The sequence below is a fragment of the Pseudoalteromonas sp. XMcav1-K genome, assembly GCF_044005875.1.
GTDB lineage: Bacteria > Pseudomonadota > Gammaproteobacteria > Enterobacterales > Alteromonadaceae > Pseudoalteromonas > Pseudoalteromonas spongiae.
In genome coordinates this window covers 1-20,498 of sequence record NZ_JBIPJE010000020.1, presented here as the reverse complement: position 1 = coordinate 20,498, position 20,498 = coordinate 1, and the positions used below count along the sequence as shown (strand labels likewise).

At 42.2% G+C, this 20,498-nt stretch carries 28 protein-coding genes and 4 tRNA genes; 29 read left to right on the top strand and 3 right to left on the bottom strand.

The features are described 5' to 3' along the window. The first annotated feature begins 8 nt into the window (after window positions 1-8). From ACHSBP_RS01560 to ACHSBP_RS01465, 20 genes are all read left to right on the top strand, one after another. Window positions 9-1,430 (top strand): PLP-dependent aminotransferase family protein, encoded by a 1,422-nt coding sequence (locus ACHSBP_RS01560; protein WP_010562264.1) that lies wholly within the window; start codon window positions 9-11, stop codon window positions 1,428-1,430. 59 nt (window positions 1,431-1,489) lie between these two features. Then, window positions 1,490-3,433, top strand: a complete 1,944-nt coding sequence (locus ACHSBP_RS01555) for an AsmA family protein (protein WP_010562265.1) — start codon at window positions 1,490-1,492, stop codon at window positions 3,431-3,433. A 385-nt stretch (window positions 3,434-3,818) separates the two neighbouring features. Next, on the top strand, window positions 3,819-4,187 hold the full coding sequence (gene rplN, locus ACHSBP_RS01550) for a 50S ribosomal protein L14 (RefSeq protein ID WP_010562266.1): 369 nt from the start codon (window positions 3,819-3,821) through the stop codon (window positions 4,185-4,187). A 10-nt stretch (window positions 4,188-4,197) separates the two neighbouring features. After that, window positions 4,198-4,512 (top strand): 50S ribosomal protein L24, encoded by a 315-nt coding sequence (gene rplX / locus ACHSBP_RS01545; RefSeq protein ID WP_010562267.1) that lies wholly within the window; start codon window positions 4,198-4,200, stop codon window positions 4,510-4,512. Window positions 4,513-4,527: 15 nt separating this feature from the next. Continuing rightward, window positions 4,528-5,067 carry a 50S ribosomal protein L5 gene (gene rplE / locus ACHSBP_RS01540; protein WP_010562268.1) on the top strand — a complete coding sequence of 180 codons (540 nt, stop codon included), beginning with the start codon at window positions 4,528-4,530 and terminating at the stop codon, window positions 5,065-5,067. Between the two features lie 10 nt (window positions 5,068-5,077). Then, window positions 5,078-5,383 (top strand): 30S ribosomal protein S14, encoded by a 306-nt coding sequence (gene rpsN, locus ACHSBP_RS01535; RefSeq protein WP_010562269.1) that lies wholly within the window; start codon window positions 5,078-5,080, stop codon window positions 5,381-5,383. Window positions 5,384-5,404: 21 nt separating this feature from the next. After that, entirely contained in the window at window positions 5,405-5,797 is a 393-nt protein-coding gene (gene rpsH / locus ACHSBP_RS01530; RefSeq protein ID WP_395387991.1) for a 30S ribosomal protein S8, read from the top strand. Window positions 5,798-5,810: 13 nt separating this feature from the next. After that, entirely contained in the window at window positions 5,811-6,344 is a 534-nt protein-coding gene (gene rplF, locus ACHSBP_RS01525; RefSeq protein WP_100912393.1) for a 50S ribosomal protein L6, read from the top strand. A gap of 9 nt (window positions 6,345-6,353) precedes the next feature. Beyond that, window positions 6,354-6,704 (top strand): 50S ribosomal protein L18, encoded by a 351-nt coding sequence (gene rplR, locus ACHSBP_RS01520; RefSeq protein WP_010562272.1) that lies wholly within the window; start codon window positions 6,354-6,356, stop codon window positions 6,702-6,704. A gap of 9 nt (window positions 6,705-6,713) precedes the next feature. Then, window positions 6,714-7,214, top strand: coding sequence for a 30S ribosomal protein S5 (gene rpsE, locus ACHSBP_RS01515; RefSeq protein WP_010562273.1), 501 nt, complete (start codon window positions 6,714-6,716; stop codon window positions 7,212-7,214). A 6-nt stretch (window positions 7,215-7,220) separates the two neighbouring features. Further along, window positions 7,221-7,400, top strand: coding sequence for a 50S ribosomal protein L30 (gene rpmD / locus ACHSBP_RS01510; RefSeq protein WP_010562274.1), 180 nt, complete (start codon window positions 7,221-7,223; stop codon window positions 7,398-7,400). Between the two features lie 4 nt (window positions 7,401-7,404). Continuing rightward, window positions 7,405-7,839: a 50S ribosomal protein L15 gene (gene rplO, locus ACHSBP_RS01505; protein WP_010562275.1), complete on the top strand. Its 435-nt coding sequence runs from the start codon at window positions 7,405-7,407 to the stop codon at window positions 7,837-7,839. Window positions 7,840-7,851: 12 nt separating this feature from the next. Then, window positions 7,852-9,180: a preprotein translocase subunit SecY gene (gene secY, locus ACHSBP_RS01500; protein WP_010562276.1), complete on the top strand. Its 1,329-nt coding sequence runs from the start codon at window positions 7,852-7,854 to the stop codon at window positions 9,178-9,180. A gap of 23 nt (window positions 9,181-9,203) precedes the next feature. Next, entirely contained in the window at window positions 9,204-9,317 is a 114-nt protein-coding gene (rpmJ, locus tag ACHSBP_RS01495) for a 50S ribosomal protein L36 (protein WP_010562277.1), read from the top strand. Window positions 9,318-9,441: 124 nt separating this feature from the next. Then, window positions 9,442-9,798, top strand: a complete 357-nt coding sequence (gene rpsM / locus ACHSBP_RS01490; RefSeq protein ID WP_054981001.1) for a 30S ribosomal protein S13 — start codon at window positions 9,442-9,444, stop codon at window positions 9,796-9,798. Window positions 9,799-9,811: 13 nt separating this feature from the next. Then, the gene (rpsK, locus tag ACHSBP_RS01485) at window positions 9,812-10,198 is read left to right on the top strand and encodes a 30S ribosomal protein S11 (RefSeq protein ID WP_010562279.1); all 387 of its coding nucleotides are present in this window, start codon (window positions 9,812-9,814) and stop codon (window positions 10,196-10,198) included. 21 nt (window positions 10,199-10,219) lie between these two features. After that, a complete protein-coding gene (rpsD, locus tag ACHSBP_RS01480) occupies window positions 10,220-10,840 on the top strand; it encodes a 30S ribosomal protein S4 (RefSeq protein ID WP_010562280.1) in 621 nt (206 codons plus the stop codon). 25 nt (window positions 10,841-10,865) lie between these two features. Further along, the gene (locus tag ACHSBP_RS01475) at window positions 10,866-11,852 is read left to right on the top strand and encodes a DNA-directed RNA polymerase subunit alpha (protein WP_010562281.1); all 987 of its coding nucleotides are present in this window, start codon (window positions 10,866-10,868) and stop codon (window positions 11,850-11,852) included. A gap of 32 nt (window positions 11,853-11,884) precedes the next feature. Continuing rightward, window positions 11,885-12,283 carry a 50S ribosomal protein L17 gene (gene rplQ, locus ACHSBP_RS01470; RefSeq protein ID WP_010562282.1) on the top strand — a complete coding sequence of 133 codons (399 nt, stop codon included), beginning with the start codon at window positions 11,885-11,887 and terminating at the stop codon, window positions 12,281-12,283. A gap of 243 nt (window positions 12,284-12,526) precedes the next feature. Then, window positions 12,527-13,132, top strand: coding sequence for a hypothetical protein (locus tag ACHSBP_RS01465; protein WP_010562283.1), 606 nt, complete (start codon window positions 12,527-12,529; stop codon window positions 13,130-13,132). Window positions 13,133-13,192: 60 nt separating this feature from the next. On the opposite strand, the gene ACHSBP_RS01460 is transcribed toward ACHSBP_RS01465, so the two are convergent. Further along, a complete protein-coding gene (locus tag ACHSBP_RS01460) occupies window positions 13,193-13,849 on the bottom strand; it encodes a response regulator transcription factor (RefSeq protein ID WP_010562284.1) in 657 nt (218 codons plus the stop codon). A gap of 103 nt (window positions 13,850-13,952) precedes the next feature. Continuing rightward, complete coding sequence (locus tag ACHSBP_RS01455) at window positions 13,953-14,318, bottom strand: histidine triad nucleotide-binding protein (RefSeq protein WP_395387990.1); 366 nt, start codon at window positions 14,316-14,318, stop codon at window positions 13,953-13,955. A gap of 83 nt (window positions 14,319-14,401) precedes the next feature. On the opposite strand from ACHSBP_RS01455, the gene ACHSBP_RS01450 reads away from it, so the two are divergent. Continuing rightward, the gene (locus ACHSBP_RS01450; RefSeq protein ID WP_395387989.1) at window positions 14,402-15,037 is read left to right on the top strand and encodes a DUF2057 domain-containing protein; all 636 of its coding nucleotides are present in this window, start codon (window positions 14,402-14,404) and stop codon (window positions 15,035-15,037) included. A 25-nt stretch (window positions 15,038-15,062) separates the two neighbouring features. Here the strand turns inward: ACHSBP_RS01450 and ACHSBP_RS01445 are convergent, their stop codons facing one another. Next, window positions 15,063-16,862 (bottom strand): M1 family metallopeptidase, encoded by a 1,800-nt coding sequence (locus ACHSBP_RS01445; RefSeq protein WP_395387998.1) that lies wholly within the window; start codon window positions 16,860-16,862, stop codon window positions 15,063-15,065. Between the two features lie 152 nt (window positions 16,863-17,014). Between ACHSBP_RS01445 and murB the strand changes: the two genes are divergently transcribed. From murB to ACHSBP_RS01405, 8 genes are all read left to right on the top strand, one after another. Next, complete coding sequence (murB, locus tag ACHSBP_RS01440) at window positions 17,015-18,025, top strand: UDP-N-acetylmuramate dehydrogenase (RefSeq protein ID WP_395387988.1); 1,011 nt, start codon at window positions 17,015-17,017, stop codon at window positions 18,023-18,025. Beyond that, a complete protein-coding gene (gene birA, locus ACHSBP_RS01435) occupies window positions 18,013-19,002 on the top strand; it encodes a bifunctional biotin--[acetyl-CoA-carboxylase] ligase/biotin operon repressor BirA (protein ID WP_395387987.1) in 990 nt (329 codons plus the stop codon). The genes murB and birA overlap by 13 nt, the downstream gene beginning before the upstream one ends. A gap of 2 nt (window positions 19,003-19,004) precedes the next feature. Then, entirely contained in the window at window positions 19,005-19,685 is a 681-nt protein-coding gene (locus ACHSBP_RS01430; RefSeq protein WP_395387986.1) for a type III pantothenate kinase, read from the top strand. A 139-nt stretch (window positions 19,686-19,824) separates the two neighbouring features. Further along, window positions 19,825-19,900, top strand: a tRNA-Thr gene (locus tag ACHSBP_RS01425). A 43-nt stretch (window positions 19,901-19,943) separates the two neighbouring features. Next, a tRNA-Tyr gene (locus ACHSBP_RS01420) sits at window positions 19,944-20,028 on the top strand. A 43-nt stretch (window positions 20,029-20,071) separates the two neighbouring features. Then, window positions 20,072-20,146: transfer RNA gene (locus ACHSBP_RS01415), tRNA-Gly, on the top strand. An 11-nt stretch (window positions 20,147-20,157) separates the two neighbouring features. Beyond that, window positions 20,158-20,233, top strand: a tRNA-Thr gene (locus ACHSBP_RS01410). A gap of 138 nt (window positions 20,234-20,371) precedes the next feature. Continuing rightward, window positions 20,372-20,498, top strand: a 127-nt coding sequence (locus ACHSBP_RS01405) for a GTP-binding protein (RefSeq protein WP_228553369.1), incomplete at its 3' end; no start/stop codon positions are given.

Genomic DNA, 20,498 nt, shown 5'->3' with positions numbered 1-20,498 from the left:
GGGTACAGATGGCTGAGTTCAAATACCGTCAGTTATTTTCTTACTATCAACAGCTTATTAGTAATGGCGAATTGCTACCCGGCGATAAATTGCCCTCGGTTAGGGCATTGAGCAAGCGTCACGACGTTTCTATTAGCACGGCTACTAAGGTTTTGTCTGAGCTTGAAAAGGTGACACTTATACATGCAAAACCTAAATCGGGCTATTTTGTAACTGGCGAGAGTAAATTTAAAGCGCATAGCTATGGTTGTGATGTAATTTATAAGCGTGACTTACATGCTTTACCACTGGCGCAATCGGTACAGTATTCGTTTAATGATGAATCTATTTTGCCGCTGTCCTGTACTGGCCCTTCGACCGTGCTAGATAATGAAACATTGCTCAACAAGTTGCATCGTAAAGTATTAACACAACGACCTTATCGTTTAAAGCAAGATAATTTTGAAGCGGGTTTGCCTGATTTGCGAAGTACGCTTGCGCAACATCTAAGTTGCAATGATTTTTCGTATGCCAGTGAAAATATCCTAATCACGCACGGGCGCAGCGATGCGCTGAGCCTAGCTATGATCTCTTTAGGGTTATTGCAAAAGCGGGTTGCTATTGAAGCACCATGCTCATTTTTCATAAACGCTAATATGGCGCAATTGCAAATCGACACTGTCGCTATTCCAATGCAAGCTAATTACGCCGATGAAATAGCTTTGCTCGATAAGGTGTATCAAGTCGAGCCTTTCAGTGCATATGTGTTTAATCCAAATTTTAATGACCCAACTGGACGTTTGTTGCATGACCAAGACAAAAAGGCATTGGTCGCATGGGCGCAAGCACGTGATGTTGTGTTAATTGAATATGATCGAGGTGAGCTTTACTTTTCAGGAATGCGGCCTAAATCGATCATGCATTTTTTAACACCGCGAGATAAAACACCAGCAATTAGCATTGGGGATTTCTCAGATACGATAAGCTTTAGTTTCTCGCTTGGTTATATGGTTTGCCATCAATGTATTGAATTATGTCTTTTTACAAAACATATCACGGTAGAAAAGCCTGATATGGCAAGCCAAATGATGCTAAACGAGATGATTAGGTCATTAGAATATCGAAAATTACTCACACGATTAAGAAAAGCAATGTGGCAGCAGTACACTGAAACCTTGTTTATTTTGCGGCCAATTGTGGGTTACATAGATATACCAACAATATCTGGGGGACCTTGTTTATGGTTAAAGCTACCTCATAGCAAAAGTTCAGAAATCCTCTTTAAACGATTAATAAAACACAATGTGGCGATTGCGCCCGGCAAAATGTTTTTAACAAATGCTGAATTTGATAATTATTTTCGCATTACCTTTGCCTTGCCATGGCAGCCAAGAATGGTTCAAGGACTTAATACATTGGTTCAAGAAACCTTGCGATTTTTAGAGAGTTAGGTTTTAACTTTAACGCGCGTTAGCTATAGTAGCGTTAGATGTGATTTAAGGGACACACAATGAAAACTCTCGCAAAAGTTATTGGATTTCTACTACTTGGTTTAATCGCGTTAATTGTGGCTTTGCCATTTATTATTCCGGTCGATTTTATTTTTAAACAAGTTACGCAATCGGTTGAGCAAACAACAGGGCGCACGCTTGAGATTAAAGGCGACAAAAGCCTATCTGTATTTCCTGCGCTAAAACTGGAACTAAATGATGTGACATTTGCTAACTTTGAGCAGGGTTCAAAGCCAAATATGGCAGCTATGGAGCAGCTTGCGATTCACATACCTTACCTGTCGGTTTTATCTGGTGATATTAAACTTGAAAAGTTTGTCATTAAAAACCCTGAAATTTTACTTGAGAAAATGCCTAATGGCGAAGTTAACTGGCAGCTAGTTAATGCGTCGGGTGCGACAGAACAAAGCAAGGCACCAGAACAGCAAGGTAAAGCAAAAAGTTTACCCGAAGGCGTTGATATTCAATTAGGCGAAGTTGCGATTTATGGCGGTAGCTTTACTTTTATCGATCATCAAAATAATACATCGCAAAAAGTAACAGAGTTAGATTTAGCAATTCAATTACCTTCGCTTAAAAAGGACCTGAAAGTAGAAGGTGCGGTTACTTACATGGCTGAGAAATTCGAATTAGATGTAACACTTAATACTCCAGAAAAACTATTGTTAGGCCAAGATTTCACGTTAAAAACCGCATTAGATTCTCGCTTGGTTGCACTTACCTTTGATGGACTAGTTGCAAAACAGATGACTGATTTTAGTGGTAAATTAGATCTGACGGGTGACTCGGTTAAAGCGCTTGCTAAGTGGCAAAACCAAGCGCTTGCAGCGAAAGAAAATGCATTTAATAAATTTTCAATTGCGTCAGAAATGCGTTTTGCCAGACAAGAGTTTAATCTATCTAAACTCGATGCTAGCTTAGATGACCTAGCAATTAAAGGTTCGGCAAAGGTCGCGTTAACCAAGGTGCCAAAGATTACTGCAAATGTTGATCTAGGTATGTTAAATGTGAACCCTTACTTACCTGAATCAATTGATGTGCCAGACGAGCCGGCAGAACAAAACACCGATACACCAAGCAAGCCACAACCAATTGTGTGGGATGACAGTGAAATCGATTTATCGGCGCTTAATAGTGTAAATGCTGATATCAAAATCGCAGCGACGGGCTTTCAGTTTAAAGAAATCAAACTGGGTGAAACTAAGTTATCACTCAAGCTTAATAATGGTACGGCACAACTCGGTTTAGACAAGTTTAAAGCGTACGAAGGCGACGGTACGGGACAAGTAGTATTAATGGCCAAGCGTGCACCATATAAACTCAATACATCGTTTTCATTTGATGGCATTCAAGCAGAACCTTTATTAACCGATGCGGTTGGTTTTGATAAATTAATGGGCAAAGGATTATTAACCATTGCGCTTAATAGCCAAGGGCAATCACAGAAGCAGTTTATTGAATCACTGCATGGCAGCGTTGGTTTTGGTTTTAATGATGGTGCCGTTAAAGGCGCTAATATTGCCGCTATGGTGCGCAGCGCAGAGCAACTTATTAAAGGCGGTGGTCTTGATGCAAAAGGGCTAGAAAAAGGCTTTGATAACGCTGAAAAAACTGATTTCTCAGAACTTGCGGGTAACTTTCAGTTTAGCGAAGGCGTGAGCAAACAGAACGAATTGACCTTAAAAAGCCCATTGATTCGCGTTACTGGCAATGGTGATATTGACCTACCGGCGACAAAAATTAACTATCGTCTGGTAACCGGCATAGTTGATTCAATTGAAGGACAAGGCACGCAAGATAAAAGTACCGGCTTTAAAATTCCAATTCGTTTAAAAGGCCCATTGCATGATGTGCAAGTAAAGCCTGATATTGGCGAAGCGGCAAAAGACAAAGCGAAAGATAAGATCAAAGATAAGCTAAAAGATTTATTTAACAAGGAGTAGCCGTCCTTTGTTTAATCATTCGGTTTACCGAAAATAGTAACAAAGACAGATTGTCTCTCGCATGCTTTGATTAGCGGGTTTGTAAAATGTTTATTATGCATTCCCGCTAGCGCTTGAAATCGCCTTCACATACCCCCATTAATCTTTCTCAGTAAATATAAATAGTGCTGTACGTTTTTTAAACTCCTTGTTATTGCAAGGCTTTTTTTATCATTAGTTTAACGACTAAATTAATTAAAAAATAACCTACCACTTATCAGTGTTTGCTGGTACAATTGCCCGCCCTTGAGCTGTCGATGACACGCTTAATGGTGAACAAATAAACGTTTAGGTCGTGATTTCGTATGAATTTACGGCAATTTTTAACTACACCGGAGCATATAAAATGATCCAAATGCAAACTCAGCTGGACGTTGCTGATAACAGCGGCGCTCGCAAAGTGCAGTGTATTAAAGTCCTTGGCGGTTCGCACCGTCGCTACGCAGCGATTGGCGATATCATCAAAGTTTCTGTTAAAGAAGCTATTCCTCGCGGTAAAGTGAAGAAAGGTGATGTTAAAAACGCAGTAGTTGTGCGCACTAAAAAAGGCGTTCGTCGTCCAGACGGCTCTTTAATCCGTTTCGATAGCAATGCGGCAGTAATCTTAAATGATAGCTTACAGCCAATTGGTACTCGTATCTTTGGCCCTGTGACTCGTGAACTTCGTAACGATAAGTTCATGAAGATCGTTTCACTAGCCCCAGAAGTACTATAAGGAGTCGATCATGGCAGCAAAAATCCGTCGTGATGACGAAGTAATCGTACTTGCAGGTAAAGACAAAGGTAAGCGCGGCAAAGTGCTTTCAGTTGTAACTGAATCTAGTCGAGTATTTGTTGAAGGCGTTAACTTAATCAAGAAGCACCAGAAGCCAGTTCCTCAGCTGAACCAGCCAGGCGGTATTGTTGAGAAAGAAGCGTCAGTAGACGTATCAAACGTAGCGATCTTTAACCAGGAAACTGGTAAAGCGGATCGTGTAGGTTTCAAGATTGAAGATGGTAAGAAAGTACGTATCTTCAAATCTACCGGTAAAACTATCTAATAGTCGGAGTATACGATGGCGAAACTGCATGAAGTATATAAAGACAAAGTAGTAGCTGAACTAGTTAAAGAGTTCAACTACAGCTCTGTCATGCAAGTCCCTCGAATTGAGAAAATCACCCTTAATATGGGTGTGGGCGAAGCCCTAGCGGACAAAAAGATTCTAGAGAACGCAGTAAGCGACCTAGAAGCTATCTCTGGTCAGAAGCCACTTATCACTAAAGCACGCAAATCAGTTGCTGGCTTTAAGATTCGTGAAGGCTATCCGATCGGTTGTAAAGTAACCCTACGCGGTGAGCGTATGTGGGATTTCCTAGAGCGTTTAGTCTCTATTGCGATGCCACGTATTCGTGACTTCCGCGGTGTTAGCGCAAAGTCTTTCGACGGTCGCGGTAACTATTCTATGGGCGTACGTGAGCAAATCATCTTCCCAGAAATCGATTATGATAAAGTAGACCGCGTTCGCGGTATGGATATCACAATCACTACTTCTGCGAAAAGTGATGAGGAAGGCCGTGCGTTGTTAACAGCGTTTAACTTCCCATTCAAGAAATAAGGGTAGGGTTATGGCAAAGAATTCAATGAAAGCGCGCGAAGCAAAGCGCACTAAACTAGTTGCTCAGTACGCTGAAAAGCGCGCAGCACTAAAAGCAATCATCTCTGACGTAAACGCGTCTGAAGATGATCGTTGGGACGCGGTATTAAAGCTTCAAAGCCTTCCGCGTGATTCAAGCCCTGCACGTCAACGTAATCGTTGTAACATCACGGGCCGCCCACATGGTTACCTTCGTAAGTTCGGCTTAAGCCGTATCAAATTACGCGAAGCTGCTATGCGCGGTGAAGTTCCTGGCCTTAAAAAGGCTTCTTGGTAATAGAATCACGGGAGTAAGACAATGAGCTTGCAAGATCCAATCGCGGATATGTTTACACGTGTTCGTAACGGCCAACAGGCTAAGAAGGTTTCAGTATCTATGCCTTCTTCAAAGCTAAAAGTTGCTGTTGCAAAACTACTTAAAGAAGAAGGTTACATCACAGACTACGCAGTAGCTGGTGACGTTAAACCTGAGCTTTCTGTAGAATTAAAATATTTCGAAGGCAAAGCTGTAATCGAGTCTCTACAGCGCGTTAGCCGTCCTGGTCTACGTATCTACAAGAAACGTGGCGAGTTACCAAAGGTAATGGGCGGTTTAGGCATTGCTATCGTTTCAACTTCTAAAGGCTTGATGACTGACCGTGCTGCACGTGGTGCTGGTATCGGTGGTGAAATCATCGGCTTTGTAGCTTAATCGGAGGGGAACTATGTCTCGCGTAGCAAAGGCACCTATCAATGTTCCTGCCGGTGTAGAAGTTACACTAGCTGGTCAGGACATCAAAGTTAAAGGTAAGAGCGGTGAGTTAACTCGCACTATCAACGATGCTGTTGAAGTAACGCTTGAAGAAAACGTAATCAAAACTCTTCCTCGCGAAGGTTTTGTTGACGGCTGGGCACAAGCAGGTACTGCTCGTGCACTAATCAACAACATGGTTGTTGGTGCAGGCGAAGGTTACGAGAAAAAACTTCAGCTAGTCGGTGTTGGTTATCGTGCAGCGGCTAAGGGTAAAGTATTAGATCTAACTCTTGGTTTCTCACACCCTGTGAACTTTGAAGTTCCAGAAGGTATCACTGTTGAAACACCTAGCCAAACTGAAATTGTGGTTAAAGGCGCAGATAAGCAGTTAGTTGGCCAAGTTGCTGCTAACATTCGCGCATACCGTGAGCCAGAGCCGTATAAAGGTAAAGGTGTACGTTATGCTGATGAACACGTGCGTCGCAAAGAAGCCAAGAAGAAGTAAGGTAGAACGATGGATAAGAAAACAGCTCGTCTACGTCGTGCAAAACGCACTCGTAGAAACTTTATTGAACAAGGCGCAACTCGCCTAGTTATCCACCGCACTCCACGTCATATTTACGCGCAAGTTGTAAATCCTGAGGGTGTTGTGGTAGCTGCTGCTTCTACTGTAGAAAAAGCGATTAGTGGTTCAATCGAAGGCACTAGCAATGTTGCAGCTGCGCAAGCAGTTGGTAAAGCAGTTGCTGAACGTGCAGTTGAGAAAGGTATCGCTAAATTATCTTTTGATCGCAGTGGTTTTAAATATCACGGCCGTGTTAAGGCGCTTGCTGATGCAGCGCGTGAAGCCGGTTTACAATTCTAGGAGCAGAGAATGGCTAACGTAGAAGTAAAGCAACCTGAATTAGCTGAAAAGCTAGTTGCAGTAAACCGCGTGTCAAAAGTAGTTAAAGGTGGTCGTATCTTTAGCTTCACTGCACTAACAGTTGTTGGTGACGGCGCAGGTAAAGTAGGTTTTGGTTACGGTAAAGCACGTGAAGTTCCTGCTGCTATTCAAAAAGCAATGGAAAAAGCACGTCGTAACATGGTAAACGTAGAATTAAACGGAAACACGTTACAGCACCCAATCAAGGGTCGTCACGCTGGTTCTAAAGTATATATGCAGCCAGCTGCTGAAGGTACAGGTATCATCGCCGGTGGTGCGATGCGTGCAGTACTAGAAGTTGTAGGTGTACATAACGTACTTTCTAAAGCATATGGTTCTACTAACCCAATCAACGTTGTACGCGCAACAATTAAAGCTCTAGACAACATGAAGTCGCCTGAGTCAGTTGCTGCTAAACGTGGTTTAAGCGTTGATAACATCCTGGGGTAAGACACGATGGCAAATACAGTAAAAGTAACTCAAGTAAAGAGCTCTATCGGTCGTTTACCGAAGCATAAAGCAACTTTACGTGGTCTTGGTTTACGTCGTATCAACCACACAGTGGAGTTAGAAGATACTCCTTGTGTACGTGGTATGATCAACCAAGTGTCTTACATGGTTAAGGTTGAGGGTTAATTCGATGCAATTGAATACACTTTCTCCAGCAGTAGGTGCAAAGAAGCCTGGTAAGCGTGTTGGTCGTGGTATCGGTTCTGGTCTTGGTAAGACTGGTGGTCGTGGTCACAAAGGTCAAAAATCTCGCTCAGGCGGTAAAGTACGCGTTGGTTTTGAAGGCGGTCAAATGCCTATGCAACGTCGTCTACCTAAGTTCGGTTTCACTTCACGCAAATCACTAGTATCTGCAGAAGTAAATCTGTTCGAAATCGCTAAAGTTGAAGGCGATGTGGTAGAACTAAGCACACTACAAGCAGCTGGTATTGTTAAAAAGAACATTCAGTTCGTTAAAGTAGTTAAATCTGGCGAAGTTTCTCGCGCGGTTACCGTTAAAGGTCTTAAAGTGACTAAAGGTGCTCGTGAAGCGATTGAAGCTGCCGGAGGCAAGATAGAAGAATAATAAGGAAGTACTATGGCTAAACCAGGTCTAGATATGCAAAGTGCACAAAGCGGCTTAGCGGAGCTGAAGCGCCGATTACTATTTGTATTAGGTGCTATCATTATTTACCGTTTAGGCTCGTTCGTGCCGATCCCTGGTATTGACGCCGCAGTATTGGCCCAGTTCTTCGAGCAACAAAAGGGCACCATTGTTGAGATGTTCAACATGTTCAGTGGTGGTGCACTTGAGCGTGCATCGGTGTTGGCGTTAGGTATTATGCCTTACATCACCGCTTCAATTATCATGCAGTTGATGACACATATGCATCCAACTTACATGGAATTGAAAAAAGAAGGTGAGCAAGGTCGTAAGAAGATCAGCCAACACACTCGTTATGCAACGCTCGTGCTAGCTACATTCCAATCTATTGGTATTGCAACTAGTTTACCAAATATGATGTCAGGCCTAGTGGTTAACCCTGGTCTTGCGTTCTATTTCACTGCTGTAGTGAGCTTGGTAACTGGTACAATGTTCCTAATGTGGTTGGGTGAGCAAATTACAGAGCGCGGTATCGGTAACGGTATCTCAGTTCTAATTTTTGTGGGTATTGTAGCTAACTTGCCGTCTGCTATTGGTTCGACTGCCGAAATGGCGCGCCAAGGTGATTTACAACCGTTAGTACTACTATTGATTGCGGTAATTGTTTTTGCTGTAACTTATTTGGTAGTGTTCTTTGAGCGTGGGCAACGTCGCATCGTTGTTAACTACGCTAAACGTCAGCAAGGCCGTCAGGTATTTGCAGCGCAAAGTTCACACTTACCATTGAAAGTTAATATGGCAGGGGTTATTCCACCAATCTTTGCTAGTAGTATTATTCTGTTCCCTGGTACAATTGCGAGCTGGTTCGGTCAAGGTGAAGGCCCGGTTGCTGATACATTACAAACTATCTCTTTAGCATTGTCTCCTGGACAGCCGCTATATGCGATGGTTTTAGCAGCTGCAATCATCTTTTTCTGCTTCTTTTACACTGCGTTGGTATTTAACCCGCGTGAAACAGCAGACAACCTGAAAAAATCAGGGGCATTTATCCCAGGCATTCGCCCAGGTGAGCAGACATCTAAATACATTGATAAAGTAATGACACGCCTAACTTTAGCTGGCGCATTGTACATTACCTTTATTTGTCTAGTGCCCGAGTTCATGACAATGGCATGGCAAACGCCATTCTATTTCGGCGGTACATCAATTTTGATTATCGTTGTTGTTATCATGGACTTTATGGCACAAGTACAAACGCATCTGATGTCTCATCAGTATGAGTCTGTGCTGAAAAAAGCAAACCTTAAAGGCTATGGCCGATAAGGCTTTGACTACGGAGTTAAGTTATGAAAGTACGTGCTTCCGTTAAGAAAATTTGCCGTAGCTGTAAAGTTATTAAGCGTGCAGGTGTTGTACGTGTAATTTGCAGCGACCCTAAGCATAAGCAAAGGCAAGGCTAATTAAGTCATGCAGGCTGAGCGTAAGCTCGGCCTGTTTCATTGGTAGAAATCTGATATCGGTTGGGTATCCTATACGGGCTTTCCAACAGGATGATAATCAGATTCATTTATAGGAGATATGTTAGTGGCCCGTATCGCAGGCATTAACGTTCCTGACCATAAGCATGCTGTTATCGCTTTAACAAGCATCTATGGTGTAGGTAAGACTCGCTCTAAGGCTATCTTAGCAGCGACTGGTATCGCCGAGACCACAAAAATCGGTGAACTAAATGATGAAGTTCTTGACCAATTACGTGAAGAAGTTGGTAAGTACACTGTTGAAGGTGATCTTCGTCGTGAAGTTACTCTAAATATCAAGCGTCTTATGGACCTTGGTTGTTTCCGTGGCCTACGTCACCGTCGTTCGCTTCCACTACGTGGTCAGCGTACTAAGACTAACGCGCGTACTCGTAAGGGTCCTCGCAAGCCTATCAAGAAATAAGGTGGGGTAAGTTATGGCTAAAGCACCAATCCGTCGTAAGAAGGTTAAAAAGCAAGTTGCTGATGGTATGGCTCATGTTCATGCTTCTTTCAACAACACTATTGTTACTATTACAGACCGTCAAGGTAATGCGTTATCTTGGGCAACTGCAGGTGGTTCTGGTTTCCGTGGTTCACGTAAATCTACGCCATTCGCTGCACAGGTTGCTGCTGAGCGTGCAGGTACTGCTGCTCAGGAATATGGTTTAAAGAACCTAGAAGTATTCATCAAGGGCCCAGGTCCAGGTCGTGAATCTTCAGTTCGTGCATTAAATGCACTAGGTTACCGTATTACAAACATTACTGACGTGACGCCAATTCCACACAATGGTTGTCGTCCACCGAAGAAACGTCGCGTATAACAATAGGTTAGGAGAAATAACATGGCAAGATATTTGGGCCCTAAGCTCAAGCTAAGTCGTCGTGAAGGTACTGACCTGTTCCTTAAGAGCGGCGTTAGAGCAATCGACTCTAAATGTAAGCTTGAAACAGCACCAGGTCAACACGGCGCTCGTAAAGGTCGCCTATCTGACTACGGTTTACAATTACGTGAAAAGCAAAAAGTTCGTCGTATCTACGGTGTACTAGAAAAGCAATTCCGTAACTACTATAAAGAAGCTGCTCGTCTTAAAGGCAACACAGGTGAAAACCTACTTCAGCTTCTAGAACAACGTTTAGACAATGTAGTTTACCGCATGGGTTTCGCTAGCACACGTGCTGAAGCTCGTCAGCTAGTAAGCCACAAAGCAATCGTTGTTAATGGTCAAGTTGTAAACATTCCTTCATTCACAGTTTCAGCTGAAGATGTAGTTGAAATCCGTGAGAAGGCTAAGAAGCAAGCTCGTATTACTGCAGCTGTAGAACTAGCTGAGCAACGCGAGAAGCCAACTTGGGTTGAAGTAGACACTAAGAAGCTAGAAGGTACATTTAAGCGTTTACCTGAGCGTTCTGATCTGTCTGCAGAAATTAATGAACAGCTAATCGTCGAACTTTACTCGAAGTAAAGTTAAAAGATAAGAGAGGATACACATGCAGGGTTCTGTTACCGAATTCCTAAAGCCAAAATTAGTCGATATCGACGCTGTAAGTACATCGCGTTCTAAAGTAATTTTAGAGCCGCTAGAGCGTGGCTTTGGTCACACTTTAGGTAATGCACTTCGTCGTATTTTACTTTCATCAATGCCAGGTTGTGCAGTGACTGAAGTTGAAATCGACGGCGTACTACACGAATACAGTGCGAAGGAAGGTGTTCAAGAAGACATCATCGAAATTCTACTAAACCTTAAAGGTTTAGCAGTTTCGTTACACGAGAAAGATGAAGTATTTCTAACGCTGACTAAATCAGGCGTTGGCCCTGTAACCGCTGCTGATATTCAACACGATGATAGTGTTGAAATTGCTAACCCAGATCACGTGATTTGCCACCTGACAACTGATAGCAGTGAAATCAGCATGCGTATTCGCGTTCAACGTGGCCGTGGCTACGTTCCAGCGTCGAGCCGTATTTCCTCTGAAGACGATGAGCGCCCAATCGGTCGTTTGTTGCTAGATGCATCATTTAGCCCGGTTGAGCGTATTGCGTACTCGGTTGAATCAGCACGTGTTGAGCAACGTACAGACTTAGATAAGCTTATTATCGATATGGAAACAAATGGTACGATTGATCCTGAAGAGGCAATCCGTCGTGCATCTACTATTCTAGCTGAGCAATTAGACGCATTCGTAGATTTACGTGATGTGGCTGAGCCAGAAGAGAAGGAAGAGAAGCCGGAGTTTGATCCGATTCTACTTCGTCCAGTTGATGATTTAGAGCTTACTGTACGTTCTGCGAACTGTCTGAAAGCCGAGCAAATTCAATATATCGGTGATCTTGTTCAGCGTACTGAAGTTGAGCTTCTTAAAACACCAAACCTTGGTAAGAAGTCACTTACAGAAATTAAAGACGTGCTTGCATCACGTGGTCTATCTCTAGGTATGCGCCTAGAAAACTGGCCGCCAGCAAGCTTAGCTGAATAATCAACGATAAGTTTAGTTAGAAGGATAGGGTCATGCGCCATCGTAAGAGTGGTCGTCAATTAAACCGTAACAGCAGTCATCGTAAAGCGATGTTCAGCAACATGGCAAGTTCTTTGGTGAAGCACGAAATCATCAAAACTACTGTGCCAAAAGCGAAAGAGTTACGTCGTGTAATTGAACCTTTAATCACACTGGCTAAGACTGATAGCGTTGCAAACCGTCGTTTAGCGTTTGCTCGCACGCGTGATAAAGAAGTAGTTGGTAAATTGTTCACTGAGATTGGTCCTCGTTTCGCGGATCGTCCAGGTGGTTACACTCGTATTCTTAAGTGTGGCTTCCGTGCAGGTGACAACGCGCCAATGGCTTACATTGAACTACTAGATCGCCCAGCGACTGAAGAAGTTCAAGAAGACGCGCAGTCTGCAGAGTAAGATTTAAAGAATTAAAAAGCCGAGCAAATGCTCGGCTTTTTTACGTCTAAAATTTAACAATTCAACTTTCAATTGCTTTACATAGCATCTGGCTGGCTGCTTTGCCGCAATGTATGCTTTTTTAGCACTCTTACACAATCAGGCAAGCAAAGCTTACAGCTCCAATTTAGTTGTTTAGAGGTTGAGAAATTAATTCCGCATCCGTATAATCCGCGCCTCTTCTCAATGTTTCAATGGATTATGATGAAAAAAACTATTCTATTCCTTACCTTAGCCGGATTATCTCAATTTACTTATGCAGCCGAAGAAGCTGAGCAGCCATCTCCAAGCCCAATTAAGTTTGGCTTGTACGCAGGTCTTACCTATGGTGGTGATGAAGTAGGTAAGCTTTACTACGAAGATGATTCGACGGAACGTGTTAAAGCAGGTGGTTTGTACACTGTTGGTGCTTCATTATCAGCTAATGTTTGGCAGCAAGTCGATGTGCAGGTTAACCTTGGCTATCATGCTGATTCAGCAAGCGCTTCTAACGGCGATATGACATTCTCACGCGTTGTATTTGAAGCAATTCCTTACTACCGTTTAAATGAATCGGTTTCGCTTGGTTTGGGGCTTACGTTACATTCAAATGTTGAGTTTGATAGTGACTTTACTGAAGATGCGACTTTCGAGTCTGCAACGGGTGTGGTGTTATCGGGTAAGTATGCATTAGCAAATACAAACAGTGAATTCGAGTTCCGCTTTGTATCGCAAGAATACACGCTTGAAAAAGTAGGCAACTTTAACGTTATACAAGATTATACAGTAGATGCGAAACACCTAGGTGTTTACTATCACTACATGTTTTAGTGAAAAACATAAAAAACGCCAAGCATTTGCTTGGCGTTTTTATGTAATCTTCAAAGAGTATTATCGCAGCTCATTAGGCATATTATATTGCGCCCATGAAAGTAGCTCGATGCGGTTACGACAGTTGGTTTTTCTAAACGCACTGTATAAGTGTGTTTTTACCGTGTGCGGGCTGATATTAAGCTCGTCGGCTATTTCTTTATTCTTTGCACCTTTACTCATTAGGCTAATGATTGCGCGCTCGCGCTTTGTTAATTTCACTGGCTCTAATTCAGCGTCTGTGATCTGATTAATGGCTTCTTTATTGAACTGTAATAAGCGGTTTAATGCGCTACACATTACATCACGGCGGAACCATAATTGATTATCAAGCAGTAAGCGAATGCCTTTCATTAATACATCAGCATTATCTGTTTCATAGAATACACCACGAATACCTGATAAAAGAGCGCGATTAGCGAGTTCAGTATTATCGCTGATGTTAAACAAAATAATGTCACAGTCAGTGTTTAGTTCAGAAATATGTGTTTGTAAACGTTGCCAAACATTATCACCGTTAGATTCGATAAATAATAAGCGCGTGTTGCTTGGTACATCTTTACCATCAAACCCGTGTAGAACGTTTAGACCTTGGGTGGTTAGTAATGGTTTTAAAACTTCCAATCCTGAATTATTAGTAGGATTAGTGTTTAAAATGATAAACGCTGTGTTATTCATTGTTTAACTCAAAAAAATAAAGCTTCTACTTAAATTAATAGCAGAAGCTTAACATAATATTTAGACTTTTGTATTGTTTTTTTAAACTAATTAATACTTTTATCTAGGTCTTTGCGTTGTCTGTATACGGTGGCCAACCTAGCATTTTGCCTGCCAGCATGTGCAGGTGAATATGAAAAACTGTTTGTCCTGCATTTTTGTTACAGTTCATAACCACACGGTAGCCTTCATCACTAAAACCATGCTCTGCTGCTAGCTGTTTAGCAACGTAATACAGGTGGCCTACAAGCTCTCGATCGTCTAATGCAATGTCGTTAATTGTAGCGATTGGCTTTTTCGGAATAATAAGTACATGGAAAGGTGCTTGTGGGTTTATGTCTTTAAATGCAAGACTTAGCTCATCTTCATAGACAATATCGGCTGGAATTTCGCGATTAATAATTTTGGTGAAAAGGGTTTCTTGACTCATACCAACATCCTAGTAGTAATTCTGTTCGAATTATGCCAGTTTAGATTGATGGAATATATCTGCAAGGGTTTATTGAAACGAGTATGAAAAATCTATTAGCACTCAGTTTGTTATTACCAAGTTTAGCGTATGCCGCAACGGTAAAATTTTCAGAAGAGTTAATCCCACTTCAAGTGAATGAAAATAAAGTAGAGCATTCACTCTTTTCAAGTGTTGACGAAGTGACCGTGTCACAAGGCCAGCATAAAATCAAAGTGAAGTATAAAGACCTTTATGAAATTGATTATGATGAGCATGAAATCATTGAGTCAGAGCCATTTTGGCTTGTGATCAATATTGAAAATAGCGAGGCAACTTATCAGCTTTCAATGCCACGTGCTGATGATATTGATGGTGCAAAGCAGTATATAAAAAGCCCATTTGCAACCTTCCAAGAGCAGGGAGCTAACAGCCAAGCATTGCGCTTAGAACCTGTAAAAGCGCAAGTAGTACTCTCTACGGAACAGAAAAATAAGGCACATTTGCCTGCTACAACTGCAAGTGCGCCATCTAATAGCGCTGCGCCAAAGTCGTCATCTAAAATTCAAGTGGTTGCTGAAAAATCACCTAGCGCACCTGTTAGTCAACAACCTAGTGCGCTAAGTATGCTTGAGTTTTGGTGGTCACAAGCCACTGAGCAAGAAAAAGCAGCATTTTTAGCAAATAAAAAAGGCAGCTAAGCGCTGCCTTTTAAAATCAAAAAACTTATTTAAATAAGTTTTCTACAGTACCCTGAGCAAGCGGGTGATAACCAGGCTTTGCTTTTTGGTAAACCGCAAGTGCCCACTCTTTTTTGCCATTGGCAATAAGCGCTTTATATAGCGGGACAATTAACTTACGACGACCAATACCAACAAGGTGCTCTTCCAGTGGGCCATAGATTGGCTGGTAACCATTACCAACAGCAAGCATGTACCAAGCAAAGCTTAATTCGTCGTTAGTTGAATGTGTTAAGTCATAGGCTTTATCTAATTGGGTCATTTTATCAATTGATAAATCGCGCGGTAGATTATTGATAAAGTGAAGCCATTCATGCACGGTCCAGTTGTTTGTCGGCAATGCTTGTACATCACCATTCTCTAGCCATACTTTTGCAGCAGCATCTACGTTGATAAAGGCATTTGATGTTGGATTTGGTGCATCAGCAGGTAAACCTGGTTGATGGATCCACTCTTTTGCTTTTTCAACCGATACAATACCAGGGTATTTGTTTAGTAGATTTTCAGCGAGATACTTCTCAAATTCAGCTGTGGTAAGCGATTTAAAAGAATATTCGTTAAAGTATGAACGCACAAACTCGTCAAAACGATCGCGGCCAAATTTTTCTTCTAGGTAAATTAAAAATAGCATACCTTTAATGTAAGGTACTTTGCTGAACGCATCATCCGGATCGCGGCCATTTAACTTTAGGTTTAATCGCGTATCACCTTGGTCTAAGTTCGGCATTTGGCCTTTTAGCGCTGCGGTATCGAGTGCCTGTTCCATTACTGCGCGGTCACGACCAAACACTTCTTCCATAATGCGGTTTTCTACGTATGAAGTGAAACCTTCATTTAGCCATAGATCTTCCCAAGTAGCGTTTGTAACAAGGTTGCCCGACCATGAGTGAGCAAGCTCATGCGCGATCAGATTTACAAGGCTCTTATCACCAGCAACAACAGTTGGGGTAATAAATGAAAGACGAGGATTTTCCATACCACCAAATGGGAAGCTTGGCGGCAGCATTAATAAGTCGTAACGACCCCATGCATATTCACCGTAAATCGCATTGGTTTTTTCAATCATGGTTTGTGTATCATTGAATTCCGCAACCGATGCATCCAGAATTGTTGGCTCTGCAAAAATCGCAGTTTGGTGCGACATTTCTTTATATTCTAAATTACCTGCGCCAATCGCAATTAAGTAAGGAGGAATAGCTTGTGGCATGGTGAACTGGTAATCACCGTCTTTAATAAATGCGTCGGTGTTATCAGCACTCATTACCGCACGTACATCTTTTGGTGTTTGAATACGGGCAGTATATGTTACACGCATAGCAGGAGTATCTTGTACCGGGATCCAGCTACGTGCGTGAATTGCTTGCGATTGGCTATACATAAATGGTTGCGTTTTAGTTGCGGTTTGCTCAGGAGTTAACCATTGTAAGCCAGACGCTTGTGGCAAGCTGTTGTAGTAAACGCGCACTTTCTCGGCTTGATTAGCAAAGTTAATAGTCAGTTTTGAGCCTCTAACGCCGTCATCTTTGGCAAGCTGCCAACTTGCTTGACGCCATTTTCCTGCGTTGTCTTTGTATAGCACTTTATCAATTTCTAAATCGCGCGTATCTAACACTAACTGGTTTGCATTCTTTTGTTGCCAATCTAACGTATGCTCAGCAAAGCCTTGTAGTTGTTTATTATCAAAGTCGATTTCAAGGTCTAAATGAATGTGCGTAGAAAGAACATCGTTTAAATTACCAAATGTATGCTCGTCATATGCGGCGTGAGAGGTGCCAGATAATGTCATTGCTACTAAGCTAGCAATAGTGGTTAGCTTCATGTGCTTTTCCTAAAACGGGTTGTATACAATTGGCGTCAATAATACGCATTTCTATACGTCGAGTAAAAGAATGCGTTAATATGTGCATACTTTCATTGTTATTACCTTGAGAATTACTTTTGATTTCATTATCTCAACTCCATACTTTCGCGTTACCGGCATATGCAAAGCGCTTAATACGCATTGAAGACCCAACTGAGCTACAAACAATAGACTGGCAAGCGCCATTTATTGTACTCGGTGAGGGGAGCAATACGGTATTTGTTGATGATTACCAAGGGGTGATAATTCAAATCGCAAATAAAGGAATAGAGATTTCAGAAAGCACTGACGCGTATATCTTAAACGTTGCCGCGGGTGAAAATTGGCATCAGTTAGTCACCGAGTGCACTGAGCAGGGTGTTTATGGTTTTGAAAATTTGGCGCTTATTCCAGGCACAGTTGGTGCTGCACCAGTACAAAATATTGGTGCGTATGGTGTAGAAGTAAAAGACTTAATCACAAGTGTATCAGGCTACAACATTGAGCTGGGTGAATATCAAACATTAACCGCTGCAGAATGCCAATTTGCGTATCGTGATTCAATTTTCAAGCATGCCTTGCTAGGCAAGTTTGTGATTACATCGGTTGAATTTACGCTGACAAAAGCGTGGCAACCTCAATTAACTTATGGACCGTTGCAAGAACTGAATACGCCAAGTGCGCTACAAGTAATGCAAGCAGTTATTGCAATTCGTTCAAGCAAACTACCTGATCCTGCGGTTGAGGCAAACAGTGGTAGCTTTTTTAAAAACCCTATCGTGCCAAATACATTAATCGAAAGCTTACATACGCAATATGAAAATATGCCTACTTACCCTGTTTGCGCAAATACGACAAAATTAGCCGCCGGTTGGTTAATAGAAAAAGCAGGGCTAAAAGGGTTTAAGATGGGTGGTGTGCAGGTGAGTAATAAGCAGGCTTTAGTGTTGATTAACACTGGCAGCGCAACGAGTGATGATCTGTTGGCGATGGTAGCGCACATTCAAAACAAGGTGTTCTCACAATTCGGTGTTGTACTTGAACATGAAGTTCGCCTTGTTGCTAAAACTGGTGAAACCAAAGTTGAGGTTGCAACATGTCGCAAATAAGAGGCACTAAACTTGCGGTATTGCAAGCGCTGCAAGGTGGCGAGTTTATCTCTGGTCAACATCTTGGTGAGCAACTGGGCATAAGCCGTGCAGCGGTAGCAAAGCATATTAAGTCACTATGTGAGCTCGGCCTTGATATCTATAAAGTGAATAACAAAGGGTATTGTCTTAAACAAGATATCGGTTTAATTGCGAAAGCAGAGGTTGAAAACGAATATCAAAAATTATCAGGGCAGATTGGTAACTTCGAAGCATTTGCAAGCATCGACTCTACAAATACCGAATTAATGCAACGTCTTGCAAGTAAGCAAGTGGTTACATCAGGAACTGTGGTTGTAGCTGAAATGCAAAATGCAGGGCGCGGCAGACGTGGCCGTGTTTGGCAATCACCATTTGGCGCCAACCTATATTATAGCTACTACTGGCTACTGGACGATGGTTTACAAGCAGCAATGGGTGTCAGTGTTGCGGTTGGTTTAGCTGTATTTGATTGCTTACATACGCTTTATGGTTTGCAAGTTAGTTTAAAGTGGCCAAATGATATTTTAGTGAATAACCAAAAGTTAGCAGGGGTATTAGTTGAGTTAGATGGTCAACCAGAAGGGCCATGTCATTTAGTTATTGGTATTGGATTGAATATCGCGATGCCAGAAAACGCCAGTGAGCATATTGACCAAGCTTGGATTGACCTGAAACGACTCGGCATGCAAGTAGATAAAAATGTGCTAATTGCTCAGCTTACTTATTGTTTAGAGCAACGGTTAGCCCAGTATCAAGTGTCAGGGTTAAGTGATATGTATCAAGAGTGGAATAAGGTTAATGCGTTTGCAGAGCAACTGGTCACATTAAATACTGGGCAAAAAACTTGGCAAGGGATATGTGTTGGTATTGACCAACAAGGTGGTTTAATTTTACGTCAAGACGGCAATGAAAAAACCTACTATGGCGGTGAAATTTCTGTGCGTAAGGTTATGTAACAATGAAGCTGTTAGTTGATGTAGGTAATACCGCACTTAAATTAGCGCTATATAAAAATGATGAAATTACGTTTATTAGCCAACACGAAGTTAATTGGCAGGACATTAACCAAGTGCTTATCGCCAGTGTTCGCAGTAATCAGCAACTTGATAATCTAATTAGCGATGCGAACGAGCGCGGGATTGAAGTGATCACTGCAAAAGTGTCAGCCGAGCAGAATGGAGTTAGTTGTGCTTATCAACAGTTCCACAATCTCGGCATTGACCGCTGGCTTGTGGTGCTTGCAGCAGCCCACCTCTATGCGGGCCAATCAGCAATTATTGTAGATGCTGGCACAGCAACGACAGTTGACGTATTAGTTGAAGGTAAAACACATCAAGGCGGCTGGATTATTCCAGGAATAGATTTGATGATGGAGTCAATCACATCGCGCGCGGAAAAAGTATTTGCCAGTGAACAGGTGTCGTTTGAAAACACGGTTGGTATTAATACTCCAGAAGCACTAAGTTATGGTTGTTTAGCAGCCAGTTTAGGTTTGGTCGCGCAAGCAAGGCGCTTATTTGGTGATAATATTCGTGTATTGTGTACAGGTGGTTATGGCAAGCTACTGTCAGATCATCTTGAAAATAGCGAATTCATTGAAGATTTGGTGTTGCGCGGGTTAGTTGCATATGCGAAATAGCGGGATAACCGCATAAAACTGCAGCGATTTGACTAAATCTTCAACGTTTGAACGATATCTTTAACTTTTTTTAAAATAAATGGTTGCATATCGTAAAACCTTGCCTTAGAATCTCGCCCCGTACTTAAGCAGTATACGTGCCGACTTAGCTCAGCTGGTAGAGCAACTGACTTGTAATCAGTAGGTCATCCGTTCGACTCGGATAGTCGGCACCATTTTACTTTCACTATATGAAAGTCTAGCTTTAAAAGAATTTGTGGAGGGGTTCCCGAGCGGCCAAAGGGATCAGACTGTAAATCTGACGGCATTGCCTTCGATGGTTCGAATCCGTCCCCCTCCACCACTTACTCTTGACGGTTAGAGGTAGTTAAGAACAGGTTCCGAAAGCGGGCATCGTATAATGGCTATTACCTCAGCCTTCCAAGCTGATGATGCGGGTTCGATTCCCGCTGCCCGCTCCAGTTTCTGGTGTGCTGATATAGCTCAGTCGGTAGAGCGCACCCTTGGTAAGGGTGAGGTCGGCAGTTCAAATCTGCCTATCAGCACCAGTATCGAGTTCAACCTTTCTTAAATATTTTCCACTTCCTTTAATTTGTCATAAACTTATTCAATTATTTGAATACGTCTGCGCTTGTTGTAGACACTTTTACATGTAATTTTAGTTATATAACTTTATAGGTTCCGTCATGGCAAAAGAAAAGTTTGAACGTTCGAAACCGCACGTAAACGTAGGTACAATCGGCCACGTTGACCACGGTAAAACAACTCTAACAGCAGCAATCACTAACGTACTTGCAAAAGTATACGGTGGTG

Coding starts and splice junctions, on each gene's coding strand:
- ACHSBP_RS01560 (WP_010562264.1), top strand. CDS start 9: ATGGCTGAGTTCAAATACCGTCAGTTATTTTCTTACTATCAACAGCTT.
- ACHSBP_RS01555 (WP_010562265.1), top strand. CDS start 1,490: ATGAAAACTCTCGCAAAAGTTATTGGATTTCTACTACTTGGTTTAATC.
- rplN (WP_010562266.1), top strand. CDS start 3,819: ATGATCCAAATGCAAACTCAGCTGGACGTTGCTGATAACAGCGGCGCT.
- rplX (WP_010562267.1), top strand. CDS start 4,198: ATGGCAGCAAAAATCCGTCGTGATGACGAAGTAATCGTACTTGCAGGT.
- rplE (WP_010562268.1), top strand. CDS start 4,528: ATGGCGAAACTGCATGAAGTATATAAAGACAAAGTAGTAGCTGAACTA.
- rpsN (WP_010562269.1), top strand. CDS start 5,078: ATGGCAAAGAATTCAATGAAAGCGCGCGAAGCAAAGCGCACTAAACTA.
- rpsH (WP_395387991.1), top strand. CDS start 5,405: ATGAGCTTGCAAGATCCAATCGCGGATATGTTTACACGTGTTCGTAAC.
- rplF (WP_100912393.1), top strand. CDS start 5,811: ATGTCTCGCGTAGCAAAGGCACCTATCAATGTTCCTGCCGGTGTAGAA.
- rplR (WP_010562272.1), top strand. CDS start 6,354: ATGGATAAGAAAACAGCTCGTCTACGTCGTGCAAAACGCACTCGTAGA.
- rpsE (WP_010562273.1), top strand. CDS start 6,714: ATGGCTAACGTAGAAGTAAAGCAACCTGAATTAGCTGAAAAGCTAGTT.
- rpmD (WP_010562274.1), top strand. CDS start 7,221: ATGGCAAATACAGTAAAAGTAACTCAAGTAAAGAGCTCTATCGGTCGT.
- rplO (WP_010562275.1), top strand. CDS start 7,405: ATGCAATTGAATACACTTTCTCCAGCAGTAGGTGCAAAGAAGCCTGGT.
- secY (WP_010562276.1), top strand. CDS start 7,852: ATGGCTAAACCAGGTCTAGATATGCAAAGTGCACAAAGCGGCTTAGCG.
- rpmJ (WP_010562277.1), top strand. CDS start 9,204: ATGAAAGTACGTGCTTCCGTTAAGAAAATTTGCCGTAGCTGTAAAGTT.
- rpsK (WP_010562279.1), top strand. CDS start 9,812: ATGGCTAAAGCACCAATCCGTCGTAAGAAGGTTAAAAAGCAAGTTGCT.
- rpsD (WP_010562280.1), top strand. CDS start 10,220: ATGGCAAGATATTTGGGCCCTAAGCTCAAGCTAAGTCGTCGTGAAGGT.
- ACHSBP_RS01475 (WP_010562281.1), top strand. CDS start 10,866: ATGCAGGGTTCTGTTACCGAATTCCTAAAGCCAAAATTAGTCGATATC.
- rplQ (WP_010562282.1), top strand. CDS start 11,885: ATGCGCCATCGTAAGAGTGGTCGTCAATTAAACCGTAACAGCAGTCAT.
- ACHSBP_RS01465 (WP_010562283.1), top strand. CDS start 12,527: ATGAAAAAAACTATTCTATTCCTTACCTTAGCCGGATTATCTCAATTT.
- ACHSBP_RS01460 (WP_010562284.1), bottom strand. CDS start 13,849: ATGAATAACACAGCGTTTATCATTTTAAACACTAATCCTACTAATAAT.
- ACHSBP_RS01455 (WP_395387990.1), bottom strand. CDS start 14,318: ATGAGTCAAGAAACCCTTTTCACCAAAATTATTAATCGCGAAATTCCA.
- ACHSBP_RS01450 (WP_395387989.1), top strand. CDS start 14,402: ATGAAAAATCTATTAGCACTCAGTTTGTTATTACCAAGTTTAGCGTAT.
- ACHSBP_RS01445 (WP_395387998.1), bottom strand. CDS start 16,862: ATGACATTATCTGGCACCTCTCACGCCGCATATGACGAGCATACATTT.
- birA (WP_395387987.1), top strand. CDS start 18,013: ATGTCGCAAATAAGAGGCACTAAACTTGCGGTATTGCAAGCGCTGCAA.
- ACHSBP_RS01430 (WP_395387986.1), top strand. CDS start 19,005: ATGAAGCTGTTAGTTGATGTAGGTAATACCGCACTTAAATTAGCGCTA.